General features: G+C 38.0%; 17 protein-coding genes. 14 read left to right on the top strand and 3 right to left on the bottom strand.

Annotated features, from left to right (window positions below):
- The first annotated feature begins 4 nt into the window (after positions 1 to 4).
- The 3 genes from WH223_RS01890 to WH223_RS01880 all read left to right on the top strand — a co-directional run bounded on the left by WH223_RS01890 (position 5) and on the right by WH223_RS01880 (position 2,325).
- Positions 5 to 1,036, top strand: a complete 1,032-nt coding sequence (locus WH223_RS01890; RefSeq protein ID WP_340045827.1) for an Rpn family recombination-promoting nuclease/putative transposase — start codon at positions 5 to 7, stop codon at positions 1,034 to 1,036.
- A 43-nt stretch (positions 1,037 to 1,079) separates the two neighbouring features.
- Complete coding sequence (locus tag WH223_RS01885; RefSeq protein WP_340045826.1) at positions 1,080 to 1,361, top strand: hypothetical protein; 282 nt, start codon at positions 1,080 to 1,082, stop codon at positions 1,359 to 1,361.
- 532 nt (positions 1,362 to 1,893) lie between these two features.
- Complete coding sequence (locus WH223_RS01880) at positions 1,894 to 2,325, top strand: hypothetical protein (protein ID WP_340045825.1); 432 nt, start codon at positions 1,894 to 1,896, stop codon at positions 2,323 to 2,325.
- 73 nt (positions 2,326 to 2,398) lie between these two features.
- Here WH223_RS01880 and WH223_RS01875 read toward each other — a convergent pair whose 3' ends face one another.
- Positions 2,399 to 3,187: an META domain-containing protein gene (locus tag WH223_RS01875; RefSeq protein WP_340045824.1), complete on the bottom strand. Its 789-nt coding sequence runs from the start codon at positions 3,185 to 3,187 to the stop codon at positions 2,399 to 2,401.
- Positions 3,188 to 3,385: 198 nt separating this feature from the next.
- Between WH223_RS01875 and nuoH the strand changes: the two genes are divergently transcribed.
- The 10 genes from nuoH (at position 3,386) to WH223_RS01825 (ending at position 13,795) form a co-directional block, all read left to right on the top strand.
- A complete protein-coding gene (gene nuoH, locus WH223_RS01870) occupies positions 3,386 to 4,459 on the top strand; it encodes an NADH-quinone oxidoreductase subunit NuoH (protein WP_340045823.1) in 1,074 nt (357 codons plus the stop codon).
- Between the two features lies 1 nt (position 4,460).
- On the top strand, positions 4,461 to 5,027 hold the full coding sequence (locus WH223_RS01865; RefSeq protein WP_340045838.1) for a 4Fe-4S binding protein: 567 nt from the start codon (positions 4,461 to 4,463) through the stop codon (positions 5,025 to 5,027).
- A complete protein-coding gene (locus WH223_RS01860; protein WP_340045822.1) occupies positions 5,028 to 5,570 on the top strand; it encodes an NADH-quinone oxidoreductase subunit J family protein in 543 nt (180 codons plus the stop codon).
- The gene (gene nuoK / locus WH223_RS01855) at positions 5,567 to 5,872 is read left to right on the top strand and encodes an NADH-quinone oxidoreductase subunit NuoK (protein WP_340045821.1); all 306 of its coding nucleotides are present in this window, start codon (positions 5,567 to 5,569) and stop codon (positions 5,870 to 5,872) included. The genes WH223_RS01860 and nuoK overlap by 4 nt, the downstream gene beginning before the upstream one ends.
- On the top strand, positions 5,873 to 7,864 hold the full coding sequence (gene nuoL / locus WH223_RS01850; protein WP_340045820.1) for an NADH-quinone oxidoreductase subunit L: 1,992 nt from the start codon (positions 5,873 to 5,875) through the stop codon (positions 7,862 to 7,864). It abuts the gene before it with no gap.
- Positions 7,865 to 7,866: 2 nt separating this feature from the next.
- Positions 7,867 to 9,471 (top strand): complex I subunit 4 family protein, encoded by a 1,605-nt coding sequence (locus WH223_RS01845; RefSeq protein ID WP_340045819.1) that lies wholly within the window; start codon positions 7,867 to 7,869, stop codon positions 9,469 to 9,471.
- A gap of 14 nt (positions 9,472 to 9,485) precedes the next feature.
- Positions 9,486 to 10,949: an NADH-quinone oxidoreductase subunit N gene (locus WH223_RS01840; RefSeq protein WP_340045818.1), complete on the top strand. Its 1,464-nt coding sequence runs from the start codon at positions 9,486 to 9,488 to the stop codon at positions 10,947 to 10,949.
- Between the two features lie 120 nt (positions 10,950 to 11,069).
- Positions 11,070 to 11,675, top strand: coding sequence for a DUF4254 domain-containing protein (locus tag WH223_RS01835; RefSeq protein WP_340045817.1), 606 nt, complete (start codon positions 11,070 to 11,072; stop codon positions 11,673 to 11,675).
- Between the two features lie 7 nt (positions 11,676 to 11,682).
- Positions 11,683 to 12,693 carry a glycosyltransferase family 9 protein gene (locus WH223_RS01830; RefSeq protein ID WP_340045816.1) on the top strand — a complete coding sequence of 337 codons (1,011 nt, stop codon included), beginning with the start codon at positions 11,683 to 11,685 and terminating at the stop codon, positions 12,691 to 12,693.
- A gap of 1 nt (position 12,694) precedes the next feature.
- Positions 12,695 to 13,795, top strand: coding sequence for a glycosyltransferase family 4 protein (locus WH223_RS01825; RefSeq protein WP_340045815.1), 1,101 nt, complete (start codon positions 12,695 to 12,697; stop codon positions 13,793 to 13,795).
- Positions 13,796 to 13,830: 35 nt separating this feature from the next.
- Here WH223_RS01825 and WH223_RS01820 read toward each other — a convergent pair whose 3' ends face one another.
- Together WH223_RS01820 and WH223_RS01815 are read right to left on the bottom strand one after the other, a co-directional pair.
- Positions 13,831 to 15,066, bottom strand: a complete 1,236-nt coding sequence (locus tag WH223_RS01820) for a glycosyltransferase family 4 protein (RefSeq protein WP_340045814.1) — start codon at positions 15,064 to 15,066, stop codon at positions 13,831 to 13,833.
- Between the two features lie 170 nt (positions 15,067 to 15,236).
- Complete coding sequence (locus WH223_RS01815) at positions 15,237 to 15,914, bottom strand: glycosyltransferase (protein ID WP_340045813.1); 678 nt, start codon at positions 15,912 to 15,914, stop codon at positions 15,237 to 15,239.
- Positions 15,915 to 16,260: 346 nt separating this feature from the next.
- Here WH223_RS01815 and WH223_RS01810 point away from each other — a divergent pair, with 346 nt between their 5' ends.
- The gene (locus WH223_RS01810; RefSeq protein ID WP_340045812.1) at positions 16,261 to 17,046 is read left to right on the top strand and encodes a glycosyltransferase family 2 protein; all 786 of its coding nucleotides are present in this window, start codon (positions 16,261 to 16,263) and stop codon (positions 17,044 to 17,046) included.

Here is a 17,046-nt window from a genome sequence, read left to right as displayed (position 1 = left end):
TACAATGACAGAGATGAATCTGGACTTAGGAAAATATGTAGATATCAAAACTAATTTTGGTATGAAGCATTACTTTGGCCAAGAACAGCATAAGCATATACTTATTCATTTCCTAAATAGCTTATTTCTGGGCGAACGGACAATCCTAAATTTACAATACCGCCCTACCGAACAAGATGCCGATTACAGCAAAGACCGTGGCGTTCTCTTCGACTTGTACTGTATTGATGATAATGGTGCACATTTTATTATTGAAATGCAGCAGTATAATCAAGATTTTTTCAAAGATAGAGCGCTTTACTACAGTGCCCGTTTAATTAATAAACTAATCCCAAAAGGCAAGGAAGGCAATAGTTATGAGCTCCCTGTAGTTTACTTTATTGCGATTTTAACATTTAATTTTTCGGAAAATAATGGCCTAGGGCACCTACATGACGTTATTTTATTTGACCGGCTTCAACAAACTGTTTTCTACGAGAAGCTTAATTACAAACTTATCATCCTTCCTAAATTCCTAAAAAAAGAAACCGAATTAGAAACTGATTTAGACTACTGGCTATTTCTTTTTAAAAATTTAGGCAAGCTAACGTATGTTCCTGATTTCTTGGACAAGCAGATCTTTCAACTTATCTTTGAAATAGGTGAAATTGCTAAATTAAACAAGGAGGACCGCATGGCTTACGAAACACTTTTTAAAAATAAAAGAGATGAAAGAAGCATCTTGGCAACAGCCAAAAGAATAGCTAGAGAAGAAGGTGAACAAAAAGGTCTGGAGAAAGCAGAGCAATTAATCAGCAAGGCCAAAGAAGATGCGCGCAAAGAAGCCATCGAGCATGCAGAGCAATTGATTAATAAAGCGAAAGAAGAAGGTCGCGAAGAAGCGATCGAAAAAGTAGAGCAATTGATTAATACCGAAAAAAAATCAGTGATACAAAATCTCATCAACCAGCTTAATCTCTCAAACCAAGAAATAGCAAATTTAACGAACACAGATATTAGATTTGTTCAACTCATCAGACTTGCTATGAAAAAATAGGAAAAAATCTAATAAGATTGCTAAATTAAACAAGGAGGATCGCATGGCTTACGAAACACTTTTTAAAAATAAAAGAGATGAAAGAAGCATCTTGGCAACAGCCAAAAGAATAGCTAGAGAGGAAGGTGAGCAAAAAGGTCTGGAGAAAGCAAAGCAATTAATCAACAAGGCCAAAGAGGAAGCTGAGCAATTAATCAATACCGAAAAAAAATCAATGATACAAAATCTCATCAACCAGCTTAATCTCTCAAACCAAGAAATAGCAAATCTGACGAACACAGATATTAAATTTGTTCAACTCATCAGACTTGCTATGAAAAAATAGGAAAAAATCTAATAAGATTGCTAAATTAAACAAGGAAGATCGCATGGCTTACGAAACACTTTTTAAAAATAAAAGAGATGAAAGAAGCATCTTGGCAACAGCCAAAAGAATAGCTAGAGAGGAAGGTAAGTAAAAAGGTCTGGAGAAAGCAGAGCAATTAATCAGCAAGGCCAAAGAGGATGCGCGCAAAGAAGCCATCGAACAAGCAGAGCAATTGATTAATACCGAAAAAAAATCAATGATACAAAACCTCATCAACCAGCTTAATCTCTCAAACCAAGAAATAGCAAATCTGACGAACACAGATAGTAGATTTGTTCAACGCATCAGACTTACTATGAAAAAGTAAGAAAAAAAAAACACTATACCTAAACACTTTAATATTAACTCAAAGAAAAAAAATAACCTAAAACACAAGGAGTTAAATTATTATGGCCTATTTTTTGCTCATAGTCATTAAACGTTTAACAAATTTTAACGTCTTAACTAGACACACATAAGAAATTGTTTAAGACCTTTAGCTCCTATACAGATGAAAAAAATTTTATTAGCCCTTTTAATTGGTACGGCAACACTAGCGGTGACTAGCAGTTGTACAAAAGAATATTATGATGTTGTGCCAAGCATCACTGCAGTTTACTCAAGAACAGCTAGTCAATGGGGAACACAGATTACAGAAACCAAGACAGGTAAATACATTACACGATATGTTGACTTAACAGTTCCTGAGCTTAGTGATTACTATGTTGACCAAGGTATTGTTGCTTTAGCAATTAGCTTTGATGGCGAAAAAACGTATAATGGACTTCCTGCAACAATTAATGGTATTTCCTATACATACGACTACACCACAAAATCTGTACGAATTTATGCCCAAGATCCAATTCTTGCAGATGTACCTGTAAATGTTCCAGATAAGGTTTTTGTAAAGGTGTCATTGACGAAAGCTGATTTTGTTCAATAAGAAATCTCAAAATAGACATAAAAAACTCCCTACTGCTTTAGCAGTAGGGAGTTTTTATTTTAACAGCGATTACTTACTTCTTTTGGAAGCGCATTACAGCGATATCGCCCATAATTAACGTCAACGTTGTTTCATGCACACTAAAGGTTGAAACTTGGTCTAATGTTTTAAAGAAAACCGGTTCGCCTTCACCTGGACAAGCCATGCGTGTAGCAGCAGGAACACCAAACTTAATACTAGATCCGTTTATGGCTACCGTAGTGTTGAAATTATTACAGCCTCCATTTCCTGATACTTTCTTCTTGTCAGCACCAAATACCAATGTTGGCTTCTTATTTGGATACAAACCTTCAAAAGCGATACGTGGACCAGAAATATAATCTAATTCCCACGTACCTTCTAAGCTAGCAGATTCATCTTTCATAAGTTTAAATTTAGCGATAGGTGCCATCCTAGCTTTGCTAAAAGACAGCACGTCTCCATTAATACTGTAGTTATCTACTGTTTCAAAAAAGCGACCTAAGCCCTGCTCCACTTCCATCTCTGGACAAGCCATCATGGTCGACATTCCACGTGAAAACTTAATTCTGTTTCCCGCAGACAAGGTGTACTCTCCTCCCAAACCATTACATCCACCACTAGCCTGGTAACGGCCATCTTCTTTAACGAACTCCAAAAAAGGAACTTTACCATTTACTGTTGGGCCAACAGCCTTCCCATTCAACTCAATCAACTGCCATTTTTGTCCCTCAATAGAATAAGATACCGTAGTAGGCTTTTCAGTCGTAGCCGCTTTCTTAGTTGAACATCCTACAGCTAAAAGGGCAATGACTACAAGCGCCCCAAAATTTAATTTTCTCATACTAAAAGTATTAATTTAAAAAGTAAAGTGACCACCTTGATGCAGTGTCAATGCATTAACAGTGGGAAAAATCAAATGTTTTAGATCAATAAAAAAAATAAAGTCTATAAACACACTATAATAACGTATAAAGCATGGGCATTTGCTACGTTTTCATTACATTTGCAGCTAATTAAGAATTATTCTAAAAAGGATAACTTGACTGACTTACTCATTCATATCATCGTTCCTCTAGCAATATTCTCATTTATTGCGGCTTTTACGCTTTTTGCAGTCTATGCGGAGCGCAAAATTGCTGGTTTCGTTCAAGACCGTCTTGGTCCAATGGAAACTGGAAAATATGGGTTGGTACAGACTATCGCCGATATCTTAAAACTCATTCAAAAAGAATTCATCACTCCTTCTGCTGCCGACAAACTATTATTCGCCTTTGCGCCTATACTTATTTTCACGGCTGTATTTGTTGGTTTTAGTGTTGTCCCTTGGTCGGCAGACTTTGTACCAGCAAATATACATACAGGATTATTCTTTCTGATGGCTGTCGTTTCTATAGATGCTATAGGCATTCTGATGGCAGGCTGGGGTTCCAACAACAAATACTCGCTCTTAGGTTCTATACGTGCTATTGCGCAGATGGTATCCTATGAAATTCCGGTTGGTCTATCCCTGATTGCCGCCGTTATGATTACGCAGACCTTAAACCTTAACGATATTGCCTATCTTCAAGGTACAGCATCTCCAGAAGCGATTTATTTTATGGGCTTTTGGGATGTAACGGATATTGGAGGCTTTCTAGCATGGCATGTATTCCAAGCGCCACACTTAATTATTGTCTATATCATATTTTTTATTGCTTCACTAGCAGAGTGCAATAGAGCACCTTTTGATATTCCGGAAGCTGAGTCGGAACTTATTGGCGGTTTTCATACGGAATATGGAGGTATTAAATTTGCCTTTCTATTTTTGGCTGAATATGCCATGATGTTTTTAGTTTCCATTTTAGGAGTTGTCATCTTCCTTGGTGGATGGAACTCACCACTTCCTAATATAGGTGTGGTACGCTTGGCAGATTGGACCAATGGCTTTGTGTGGGGGATTTTCTGGACATTATCCAAATCACTACTTATTATAGCTGTTCAAATGTGGATTCGTTGGACTTTACCACGTTTCCGTGCTGATCAGCTGATGACCTTATGCTGGAAAATATTAATTCCTGCAGCCTTTATTTGTATCGCTATATCTGGCTTATGGCGTATCTTAGTAATGCTATAGAATTTTGATATTAAAAACAACCATACACGGATTTACAACGGCTATTAAGGGCTTACTCTTGACGGTGAAGCACCTTTTTGCTGCTCGCCAGTCACGCCGTTCGCTAGATATTCGTGCCACCGACTACTTTGATAAGCAGGAAGGCGTCACGACCATTCAATATCCAAAAGAACAAATCCCTATTCCTGAGGTTGCACGTTATCAGCTAGATGTTGTTATCGACGATTGTATCGTTTGTGACCTCTGTGCTAAAGCTTGCCCTGTTGATTGTATTGCTATTGAAGCTGTAAAATCGCCTGAGGCTATCGGCAAAACATCCGATGGTAGCGTGAAACGCCTATATGCTGCTCAATTTGATATTGACATGGCGAAGTGTATGTATTGTGGACTTTGCACAGTGGTTTGTCCTACAGAGTGTATCACGATGACCAATCAATATGATCGTAGTAGTCAGAAATTAACCGACTTAATCTACGGATTCGCAGAGATGAGTGATACTGAAGTTGCCCAACGCAAAGAGGAATGGACACGGTTTCAAGCTGAGAAGGAGGCAGCCAAGAAAAAATAAATGGAAGCTTTTATTTTTTATGTATTCGCCTTTCTTGCTATCACCGCAGCCTTCTTGCTGGTACAGATAAAAAATACCGCACGTGCCCTATTTTTACTCTTTGTCGTACTTTTCGCGATGGCGGGCTTATACCTATTTGCGCTAGCAGATTTTGTAGCTATCACACAGATTCTCGTTTATGTTGGAGGTGTTCTTATTTTGTTAATTTTTGCATTCATGCTTTCCAACAAAGAGTTGCTTGCTGATTTACAAAATACATCAAAACGGTTTATAGCATTACCCAGCTGGCAAGCGGCAATACTCTCTTTGTGCTTTTTAGGCATTATGCTGTATGCTGCTAAATCCTGGAATGAATATACTCCTACTTGGATTCAAGAAGCACAAGCTAAAGGAACTATTATCCAAGCGCAAGACAATAACATCAAAGCACTAGGCTTTAAATTCATGACACAATATGTACTCCCGTTCGAAGTAATTTCTATATTCTTAATGATGGTACTTATAGGTGCGGCACACCTATCAAGAAAGGAGGATAAGGAATGATTGGCTTAACACACTTTTTAGTAGTCAGTGCCTGTATCTTTTGTATTGGTCTTTATGCAGTCCTTGCAAAAAAAAATAGTATTATGATCCTTGTTGGCATCGAACTCATGATTAATGCCGCTATTCTTAATTTTGTAGCTTTCGGAAAATACGACAAGATAAATTATGGTGGACAAGTTTTTGCGCTTTTCGCCATTGTCTTAGCAGCTGCTTCGGTAGCCGTAGGCTTAGCCATTATATTAACCGTATATCGGAAATACAAAACAATAAATCCCGAAAAAATTAACGAACTAAAAGATTAATTGGAACAACTATTATCGATATCGCCTATTGTCTTAAGCCTAGTTGTTGTGCTACTTCCATTTTTGGCTTTTATTATACAAGCCATTCTAGGTAAGAAGTCTTCTTCTGGAACCATCAGCTTAGTCGCTATAGCTTTAAGCACGATCATCAGCTTAGTGGGTATATTTCTTCCTATCTGGGGAAAAACAACATGCTACACGCATATCCATTGGTTTACCATCGGTGAACATCAATTTCAGGTCGGTATCCTACTCAACAACCTCACCGTATTGATGCAACTTGTCGTATGTGTTATCGCTTTACCCGTGCATATCTACTCGCAAGCGTACATGAAAGGTGACCCAGGCATACATCGCTATTGGATGTATCTTAGCCTATTTTGCTTCGCCATGCTCGGTCTCACCGTATCTATAAACCTACTACAGCTTTATATCTTTTGGGAGCTTGTTGGTTTTGCCTCATACCTACTTATTGGTTTTTGGTTTACCAAGGACGCAGCAGTACAAGCCAATAAAAAGGCATTTATCATAAATCGAATTGGGGATTTAGGCTTCCTTATCGGCATTGCTTTAATCTACAGCCATCTTGGTAGCATTGACTTGTTACAACTTTTTGAAGATGGTGGTTTGATTTATACACTTGATAAGAGTGCTCCATGGGTTACTATGGCAGGAATAGCCTTCTTTTTAGGAGCTATGGCCAAGTCTGCACAATTCCCATTACATGTATGGCTTCCTGATGCGATGGAAGGCCCTACATCTGTATCATCTCTTATTCACGCGGCAACCATGGTAGCTGCAGGTGTATTTTTGCTATGCACGATTTTCCCACTATTTAATGAAACAGTCTTATTAATCATAGCCATTATCGGTTGTTTGACGGCAGCGACATCGGCCTTCTTTGCTTTGGCACAATATGATATAAAGAAGATTTTAGCCTTTTCAACCATTTCTCAATTGGGATTTATGATGGTTGCTATTGGTATTGGCGCCTGGAATGCAGCAATGTTTCACTTGACGACGCATGCCTTCTTCAAATGTTTGCTCTTTCTGTGTGCCGGGGCTGTTATTCATGAAATGGCCCATTTAAAGGAAGCCGCGAAGCTTACTATTGACCCACAGGATTTACGCAACATGGGTGGGCTACGTAAACACATGCCTAAGACTTTCGCCCTAATGGCACTTGCTTCTTTAGCATTAGCAGGCTTCCCATTAAGCTCAGGCTATCTGTCAAAAGATAGCATCGTTGTATCGGCCTACGAATGGGCAAGCTTACATGGAAATGCCTACTTTATTGTTCCTATAACCTTAATCATCGTCAGTATGCTGACAGCTTTTTATATTGGGAGACTCTTGTTTAAAGCTTTCTTTGGGAACTACAAATACGACATCAAACTACATGAAGCACCCAAGAAAATGTTGTATCCAATGTTTTTCTTGGCGATAGGAAGTAGTTTCCTTCTCTTTTCGTTACATCCGTTGAAATATCACGCCGCATCGCTTATGCAGCAATTTCACGTGGAAAGTATGGTTCCTACACTACCAATGGCACATATTATCCTTCCTATTTTCTTAACGAGTGCTGCACTCATAGGCTGGCTTTTAGGTTGGAACTGGTATGTCAAAGGCAATTATCCGTTTGCTGCAGAAAGTAAATGGATGACTTTCTTCCGCAAACAAGGATATATCAACGAATTTATTGAAAACGTACTTGTGAAAAGTACCGTAGGCTTAAGCAAACTGCTAGCATGGTTTGATAAAAATATTGTAGACGGTTTGACGACTTTGTTAGCTTCTTTGGTGCGTGGATTGGCAAACTGGGCAAACTGGTTTGACAAAAACATTGTTGACGGCATTGTGAATGCTGTTGCCCGTATAACGTATATTATTGGACATATCGTACGAAAGGCACAAAACGGACAGTTACAGGGTTATTTTGCAATTTCCTTCACCGTTGTGGTGCTGGGCATACTTTACTTGATAATTAAATAGACATGGGCTTAATATCCATATTCATATTTTTACCACTACTTGCTGCAGTGTTAGTTTTGGCATTGCCAACGGCGCTCAAGGCTTCCTATAAATATATCGCTTTAGGTACAACCATTATTCAATTTATCCTTTCGCTGTATCTATACTTTAATTTTAACGCTTCCTTAAGTGGTGTCGATACCGCTTCGGGTTATCAATATGTAGAACAGCTTTCTTGGATTCGCATGGATTTAGGATCAATTGGAAAACTAGAGATTGACTATTTTGTTGGTTTAGACGGTATTTCCTTACCAATGGTAGTATTGAGTAGTTTAGTCATGCTAATGGGCATTGGTGCTTCTTGGAACATCAGCAAAAGTCTTAAAGGGTACTTTGCCCTAATGATGGTACTCAACACCGCTGTAATGGGTATTTTTGCAGCCTTAGACTTCTTTTTATTTTATGTATTCTATGAAGTCATGCTATTACCGCTATACTTCTTAATTGGTATTTGGGGAGGTGCACGCCGCGAATATGCAGCTATTAAATTTTTCATCTATACCCTCCTAGGTTCGGTATTTATGTTGTTAATTATCGTAGGCTTATACTTCTCCGTAATTAACCCTGCTACAGGGGCACATACATTCAACCTCTTACACATGATGAACCCGGCAAACTATATCGAGGGCTCATTCTTCGGCTTTGTCGCGAACTACCATGAGGTTTTCGGTATTCCAGCACGACTGTTAGGCTTCATCATTTTATTTTTCGCCTTTGCCATCAAAGTACCTGTAGTACCTTTACACACTTGGCTACCCGATGCGCACGTAGAGGCCCCAACTCCTATCTCTATTATTCTAGCTGGTATCTTATTGAAGGTCGGTGGCTATGGAATTATACGTATTTGCTACAGTATCTTTCCTGATATAGCAGCACAAACAAATTGGTGGTTAGCCCTAATTGGGGTAATATCGATTCTTTATGGTGCCTTAAACGCCTTAGCGCAAAAAGACTTAAAACGTATGATCGCCTATTCGTCAGTCTCCCATATGGGATTTGTGCTCCTCGGTATTGCTTCGCTGACTGCCGAAGGTATGTCAGGTGCTATTTTTCAGATGGTTTCGCATGGTTTCTTAAGTGCGGCACTATTCTTCTTGGTCGGTGTCGTTTACGACCGTGTTCACGACCGTTCCATTTACCACTTCAGAGGTTTAGCCAACATTATGCCTAAATATACGGCTTACGTAGCTATCGCTTTTTTCGCTTCTTTAGGTTTACCTGGATTTTCAGCTTTTATCGGCGAAGCCTTTGTCATTATTGGAGCTTTCAATGCAGAAACGATGGCTACAGGCATTCCGCGATGGATGGCGATTGCTGGATCTGTTGGCATCCTTTTGAGTGCTGCCTATTTCTTATGGACCTTGCAGCGCATGTTTTTTGGAGAAACACGCCTCAAAGGTGGCGAACAATGGGCTACTGCTTTAACAGATGTGACAGCACGCGAACAGCTTATCCTATTTCCTACGTTGGCTTTAGCCTTGCTTTTAGGCATTGTTCCATCGCTAGTTTTCGGACCATTAAACAGTTCCGTATTACAACTGTTAAGTCTTATTAAGCCATACTTATAAAATTTACGCATACCGTGGATATCAGCAATATATTAGATCAAGTCATACAGTCCGTTCCGTTCTTTAAGCCAGAAATAAGCTTAATGGTGGCCTTTGTAACCTGTATTTTCGTTAGTCTATTTGCTGGAAAGTGGGCAAAGGAAGGTGCTTTTACGGTTACAGTAGCTGGCTTTATCATAGCTGGCTTTCTACTCGTTCCACAATTGAATCAACCTGCACAAGGATTTTTTCAACTGTTGCTGATTGATAACCTTTCTGTATATGCGCGTTTGTTAACGCTAGTTGGCGCTATACTGACAGCCATATTTATCCAGCAAACACAGAAGCAGCATAATGGCGATGTATATACGGTATTGATTGCAGCAACACTAGGCATGCAACTACTCACCGTTAGCAGCAATTGGTTAATGTTATTTATAGCTATAGAAACGGTTTCAATAGCATCTTACATCTTAGTGGGCTACTTCTCACAGAATAAATTACAAGCAGAGGCCTCCATGAAGTATGCCCTTTTTGGATCAGTCTGTGCCGCCATAATGCTCTATGGTCTGTCTTTGATTTACGGCCTAACTGGAAGTTTAGATTTTTTATCGCCACAGGCGATACAAGGTTTAATAGAGGCGCCAGATAGCGTTATCACAATTGCCTTATTCTTTATTTTTGTAGGTATTGGATTTAAATTAGGGTTCGTCCCTTTCCATCTATGGGCTCCCGACGTATACCAAGGGGCACCTACAGCGATAACGGCCTTTATCTCTACCGTTCCCAAAATTGGGGCTATCATCTTATTAGCTCGTCTATACAACAGCTGGTCGGCTACAGGTTTTTATTTCTCAGACATCTTTGTATGGGTGATGACGATATGTGCGTTGGGAACCATGCTTATTGGAAACTTAGCTGCCTTACGCCAGGTCAATATCAAACGTATGATGGCCTATTCCGCTATCGGGCATACGGGATTTCTCTTGATGGCTGTTTTCGCCTATACGGAGAGTTATGACTATTTACTATTCTACTTAGTTGCTTACGTCCTGATGAACTTTGCAACCTTCCTTTTCATTGACCAAATCGAACAACGTGTTCAATCGACAGAAATAACTGCTTTCGCAGGATTAGGGAAGAAAATGCCGTTACTATTTAGTGCGTTCACCTTTACGGCTATAGCACTAATCGGTCTACCACCTACCATTGGTTTCGTTGGTAAATTGTTTGTCTTTTCAGCAGTCTTTGCAGCGTATCAACAAACAGAAGCCATTGCCCCACTGCTCTTATTAATTGTTGGCGCGTTAACTTCGGTTATTTCCTTGTTTTACTATTTCAAAATTCCACTGTACGCCTTCTTGCGAGATGCTGATAATCAGACCTCCGCAGAACAAGCGCCTTCTTCTCGAATTTTATTTATAATAGCCATAGTGTTAGTTGCTTTCATCTTAATTCTCGGTATTTTCCCGAGCTCCATATTGGCTATAATACAATAAACAATCATTAGCATCCAAAGGGCTAGAAGGGCGAAAATCTGCTTTTCAAGCTTTATTAACGCATTAATGGGGACAGATATTCCTATTGTGTATAATTCCAAATTTAAGTAAGTTTGTACCATGATAAGTGCAATTGCCAACAAAGTATTTCAACAAGCGATCAATGATTATCATCAATTTGATGAGATTGATCACCCTATTAACAATCCATTTGAAGGTTCTTCATTGGAGCATTTGCTTTACCTAAAATGCTGGATTGATACCGCTCAATGGCATATGGAAGATGTGATACGTAACCCAGAGATAGATCCGAAAGATGCACTATACTGGAAGCGTCGTATCGATAAACAAAATCAAGTTCGTACGGATACCGTTGAATACATCGATAGCCACTACCTACAGCTTTTTGCTGGCGTAGTTGCGCACAGTGATGCACAAGTTAATACTGAAAGTCCAGCGTGGGCTATAGACCGCTTAGCTATTCTTGCTTTAAAGGTTTACCACATGGAGCAAGAGACCTTCCGTACAGATGTAGACCAGGCTCATATTGATGCCTGCCAAGAAAAGCTAGACATTTTATTAGCACAAAGAGCTGATTTATCTGCTGGTATTGACCAACTTCTTACGGATATTTCGGAAGGAAGAAAGTATATGAAAGTCTACAAACAGATGAAAATGTATAACGACCCATCGTTAAACCCTGTACTCTACGGTAAACAAAACTAGTTTTTCGATGGAACGTATTGTTGTTTTTCGCTTTTCAGCTATGGGCGATGTGGCCATGGTAGCTTCTGTATTACAAGAGTTAAGCAAACAACAGCCACAGCTAGAAATCATCATGGTTTCCAGAAAGCTTTTCAAACCTTTTTTTGAACATATCCCTAACGTGAAAGTTCACCTTTTGGATAGCAAAGAAAAGCATAAGGGGTTTTTCGGTCTTTATAAACTTTTTAAAGAATTAAAAGCTTATAAACCGACCTACGTCGCCGACTTACACAATAATCTACGTAGTCGTATAGTAGGAACTTTTTTCAGTTTATCAGGCTATAAGGTAAAGGTGCTTGACAAAGGGCGAAAAGAAAAAAAGGCATTAACACGTCAAGAAAACAAAGTTTTTAAGCCTTTACGGAATACGACAGAGCGCTACGCGGATGTTTTCCGAGCTTTAGGATTTCCTATACACTTAGATAATCGACTTATAAAAGCGATGCGTCCTATTCCTACACGTTGGGAGCAGTTATTTCCGACAGAAAAAAAAGCCATTGGTATTGCTCCTTTTGCGCAACACAGCTATAAGGTATTTCCATTGCAAAAAATGGAAACTGTAGTCTCCTTTCTTTCTTCACAAGGCTACTCCACATTTATATTTGGCGGAGGAAAACAAGAGCAGGAAATTGCGGAGACATGGTCGCGCAATTTTGTTGGCGTATACAACACGATAGGATTAGGCACGATTACTGAAGAGTTAGACCTGATTAGCCATCTTGATGCGATGATTAGTATGGACAGCTCGGGGATGCATATGGCCTCGTTAGTAGGCACACGCTGCTTGTCCATCTGGGGAGCAACGCACCCTTACGCAGGCTTTCTTGGCTATGGTCAATCCATCGACGACTGTATCCAAGTAGAACATGCAAACCGTCCTAGCTCTGTATTCGGCAATAAGCCTTGCAATTGTGGCGGCGTAGAAGCTATCGACTTAGTGACTGCGGAAATGGTAATTAAAAAAATTGAATCTTTGTAAAATGCGAATTGGTTACGATGCTAAACGATACTTTTTTAATAAATCTGGCTTAGGAAACTATAGTCGTGATTTAATACGTATACTTAAGCAATACTATCCGCAGAACGACTACTTACTCTACTCTGCAAAAGCCCCTGCTGATACTTTACTAGCGCAGAAAGCACAATTGCCTAAATCAGCAATTGATAGGCTATTCCATCCTTATTGGCGTGCAAAACGCATCTCGAAAGATTTAATATCTGACAAAGTGGATATATATCACGGTCTTTCGGGTGAAATACCACGTGATTTATACAAAACAAAGATTAAGTCGGTCGTAACGATGCATGATTTAATTTTTCTTCGCTATCCGGAATTGTATAAACCAGCAGACCGTTTTCTGTATAAAAAGAAATTTCAATACGCTGTAGACCATGCGGATAAAATAGTTGCTATCAGTGAACAAACGAAGCGAGACCTTATCGAGTTTCTACAGGTGCCTGCATCCAAAGTTGATACGATCTATCAAGGTTGCCACCCAGCATTCAAAGTTGAAAAATCAACCAAAGAGCTGCATGAAGTGCAGCAAAAGTATAATCTGCCTGCAGACTTCGTCCTTAATGTCGGCACGATAGAGCCACGTAAGAATGCTTTTCAAATCGTCAAAGCTTTAGAGCATACTGATATTCCCTTGGTAATTATTGGTAAAGAAACTCCTTATGCGCTTGAAATAAAGAAATATGTTCAGGAGAAAAACCTACAGCATAAAGTTTTGTTCCGCACAGTTGCTAGTATGTCAGATTTAGCTACGATTTACGCGTTGGCAAAAGTATTTATATACCCCTCCTCCTTTGAAGGTTTCGGTATACCCATTATTGAGGCATTATACAGCGGCACTCCTGTTGTTACGACCAATTCAGGTGTCTTTCCAGAGGCTGCTGGTCCTTTTTCTTATTATGTGAACCCTCAAAACACAGAAGAAATTGCTTATGCTACTCAATCTATACTCACATCCAGCCAAATGCAACAAGAAATGCGCATTAAAGGCCTTGAATTTGTACAGCGTTTCAATGATGAAACCCTTGCACAGCAATGGATAGATTGTTATCGAAATTTAATTTGAGTTTAAGAGACAAAAAATCTTAACGACCTCGTTTATTAGCGAACAACAAAGTCAATAGCTTTATCAAACTTATCGAGAATAGCTTTCCAACTATAATTTTCTTGTACGTAAATTGCAGATTTACGGCTCCAATCCTTTCTTTCTACCAAATCCATCTTTAAAAGATAGTGTAAAGCATGCGCAAAACTTCCATAGTCAATATAAGACTTTCCAGTCTGGCTTAGCTCTAAATGATCCATAATAACAGAACATCGCTGATCGGCAACCACCGGCACGCCTGCAAGCATAGCTTCCAAGGTCACCATAGACAGACTCTCATAAAGAGACGGAATAACTAACCCAATACTATTGGCTAGAAGATAATTTTTAGTAGCCTCATCCACAAACCCCGTCGAAATAATATGCGGACCCAATTGCATATCTAGATGATTTTTCCCTACTAACAACAGTTTTACGTCATCATTTTCCTTAGTAAAACGTTTAAAGTATTCTACTAAAGTATCACAGCCTTTGGCCGCTTCTACACGACCTAGATAAACAAAGTACTTAAAGTCAAATTCATACTCAGAACTCACTTTAATCGATGAATCGGTTACTTGTTTCTCAAAACCTAAACCAGCTACATCAGCATTTTTACAGTGCAAAAAATATTTCTCTACAAATACCTTCTCTTGCAATGTATTATACATAATAAATTTAGGTGTATTAAAAATCAGCTTATAAGGTTTCGTAAAAGCAATAGATTCATCATGAGCTGTTGGAATAAATATACTTTTATCTGCGACGAGTGGCATCCCAACAACGGTTGGATAATACAGGTAGGTAAAGAAGATAAAAGCATCATATTTTTCCTTATTTTGGATAATATAGGACATTAAGCCTGGACAATACGGTCCTTGTTTTTCAATCCACTCTTGCATCTCTGCCTTATTCGGCTCATAAAGTTTAAATAATCGATTCAACAAAGAATTAAGCCCAAGAAGCTGTAATATTTTTACTTTTCTTCTTTTTCTAAACAGCTTTTCTTTAGCCTTCTCAATCTCTTCTGGATGAAAGGTGATATTTTCAAAACGACGAACGGTCACCTCATTGATCTTTACTTCTCCTTCGGAGAAATAATTTTCCCACCTATTATGGTCAACTGCAGTAGAAGTGAGTACTTCAACAACATATTTCTTATTTAGTTGCTCCGCAAGTAACCTAGCATGTAACTCTGCCCCTCCGTTTACTTCTTCTCCATAGCGCTGTACTACTAAAGCTATTTTTTTCATCAATAAAAATGATAACTAATCCAATCAAACAATCACTAAAGCCAGAAGTAATGAATCATTATTCTAATAGTCTAATTAAAACATTTCAATTTACATTAAATTTAATATTTCAATTTTAGATAATACTTGAAACAAATTCAAAGTAATCGAAATAAAGATATAATTACATCTTAAAAATTATCTTCATAAAACTTATTCTGCTTTTCCTGTTTTTTTATTGCTTTATCGTGAATTAGACAAAAGCTATAGTCTTTTATTGGTAATTTTTTCTTACGTCTAAACCCGACTAAAACTTCATGTACTTTATTTGTCCAACGTATCTTCTTTTTCCCATTTATTTTAAACAAGCGCATTTGATAATCTGGAAAATTAATATACCCTTCTTTGTTTTGCGACCAACTCCATTGTGCTAAATGACTTGAAGTAATCCCTCGAACGATATTTATACGCGGTATTGAAAAACAGTCATATTGATGATTTTCATACAAATAATCATGAATTTGATGTATCAACGAATCTGCTAAAAGTTCGTCTGCGTCAATCTGGAAAAGATAATCTCCGTTTGCATGCGTAATCAAATTATTCTTAAAAGAAGAGAAATCGCCATCGAGCTTGGCTTGAATATGTACAAGACGATCTGCATATTTCTCAATCACTTTTGTAACTTCACCATTAGGCTCTGTAATATCCTGCAAAACAACAATTTGATCTTTAGGTTGTTTAAATTGTAATAATTGAGCTAATAACTTCTCTAATTCTTCATACTCATTACAAACTGTTATACCAAAGCTTATAACAGGGAATGAAACAGGCTTCACAAAAAAAGAAAATAAACGCATAAATTGCATAATTACTACTACTATAAAATCAAATTAACGATTAACTCTACTAAAATGTAAAGCAAAACTTACTTAAGTCAAAACTATTAAAAAGGATCCACTATTAGATACAAATATTTATCATAAAAAAAACCTGATCCTATTTACTTTTCAAATACGAACACTAAACAAATCAACATAAGTATTTTTAAAACGAAATAAATTGGACTCGTTTTTGCAAGCAACAAAAATATGAATTCAAAATTGCCAAACAAAAAAGGTTTTAGTACTATTGTAAAAATATAATTTCAAAAAAAACTGTAACGTTTTTGTGATGGTACACGTTCTATAGGTGAAAAACAGAAATATCAACAATATGACGGTAAGTTTAATTATATCGACCTATAATTGGCCAGAGGCATTGGAATTAGTACTCTTAAGTATTGAAAACCAAACCGTTACTCCAAATCAAATTGTTATAGCGGACGATGGCTCAGACACAAGAACAGCAAACCTGATTAATTCGTTTAAAGAAAAAGGATTACAGATTATTCATGTATGGCATGAAGATAACGGTTTTCAAAAAACATTGATATTAAATAAATCACTTCGCGTTTGTACATCAGACTATGTGATAGAAATTGATGGAGATATAATCTTACACAAAGATTTTGTGAAAGACCATATAAAAGCATCCACTCCTGGATATTTTGTACAAGGTAGCAGAGCTATGATGGGAAAAGCACTAGCAACAAAAATACTAGACACAAAAAAACTACATCTAAATTGTTTTACTGAAGGTCTTTTAAATAGGTTTAATGCGATAAGATTTCCGCTACTATCTTTTATGTTTGTAACAGACCCACTTAGCTCAAGAAACGTAAAAGGCTGCAACCTTGCGTTTTGGATGTCTGATTATGTTAAAATAAATGGATACTTCAACGGTTTTATTGGTTGGGGATGGGAAGATTATGAATTTGCAGAACGATTAATAAACTCAGGTATAAAGAAAAAAAGATTAAAATGGGCTGCCGTTGGTTATCATATTTACCATGCACTATCCTCTCGTGCAAACTCTAAACCAAACGAACTCATCTATAAAGAAACTGTTAATAACAAGATGTGTCATAGAGTTCCAGGATTCAGAGAGATTGCTTTATAG

The organism is Sphingobacterium sp. MYb382, from assembly GCF_037572665.1.
Lineage (GTDB): Bacteria > Bacteroidota > Bacteroidia > Sphingobacteriales > Sphingobacteriaceae > Sphingobacterium.
This window is presented reverse-complemented; position numbering and strand designations above follow the sequence as displayed.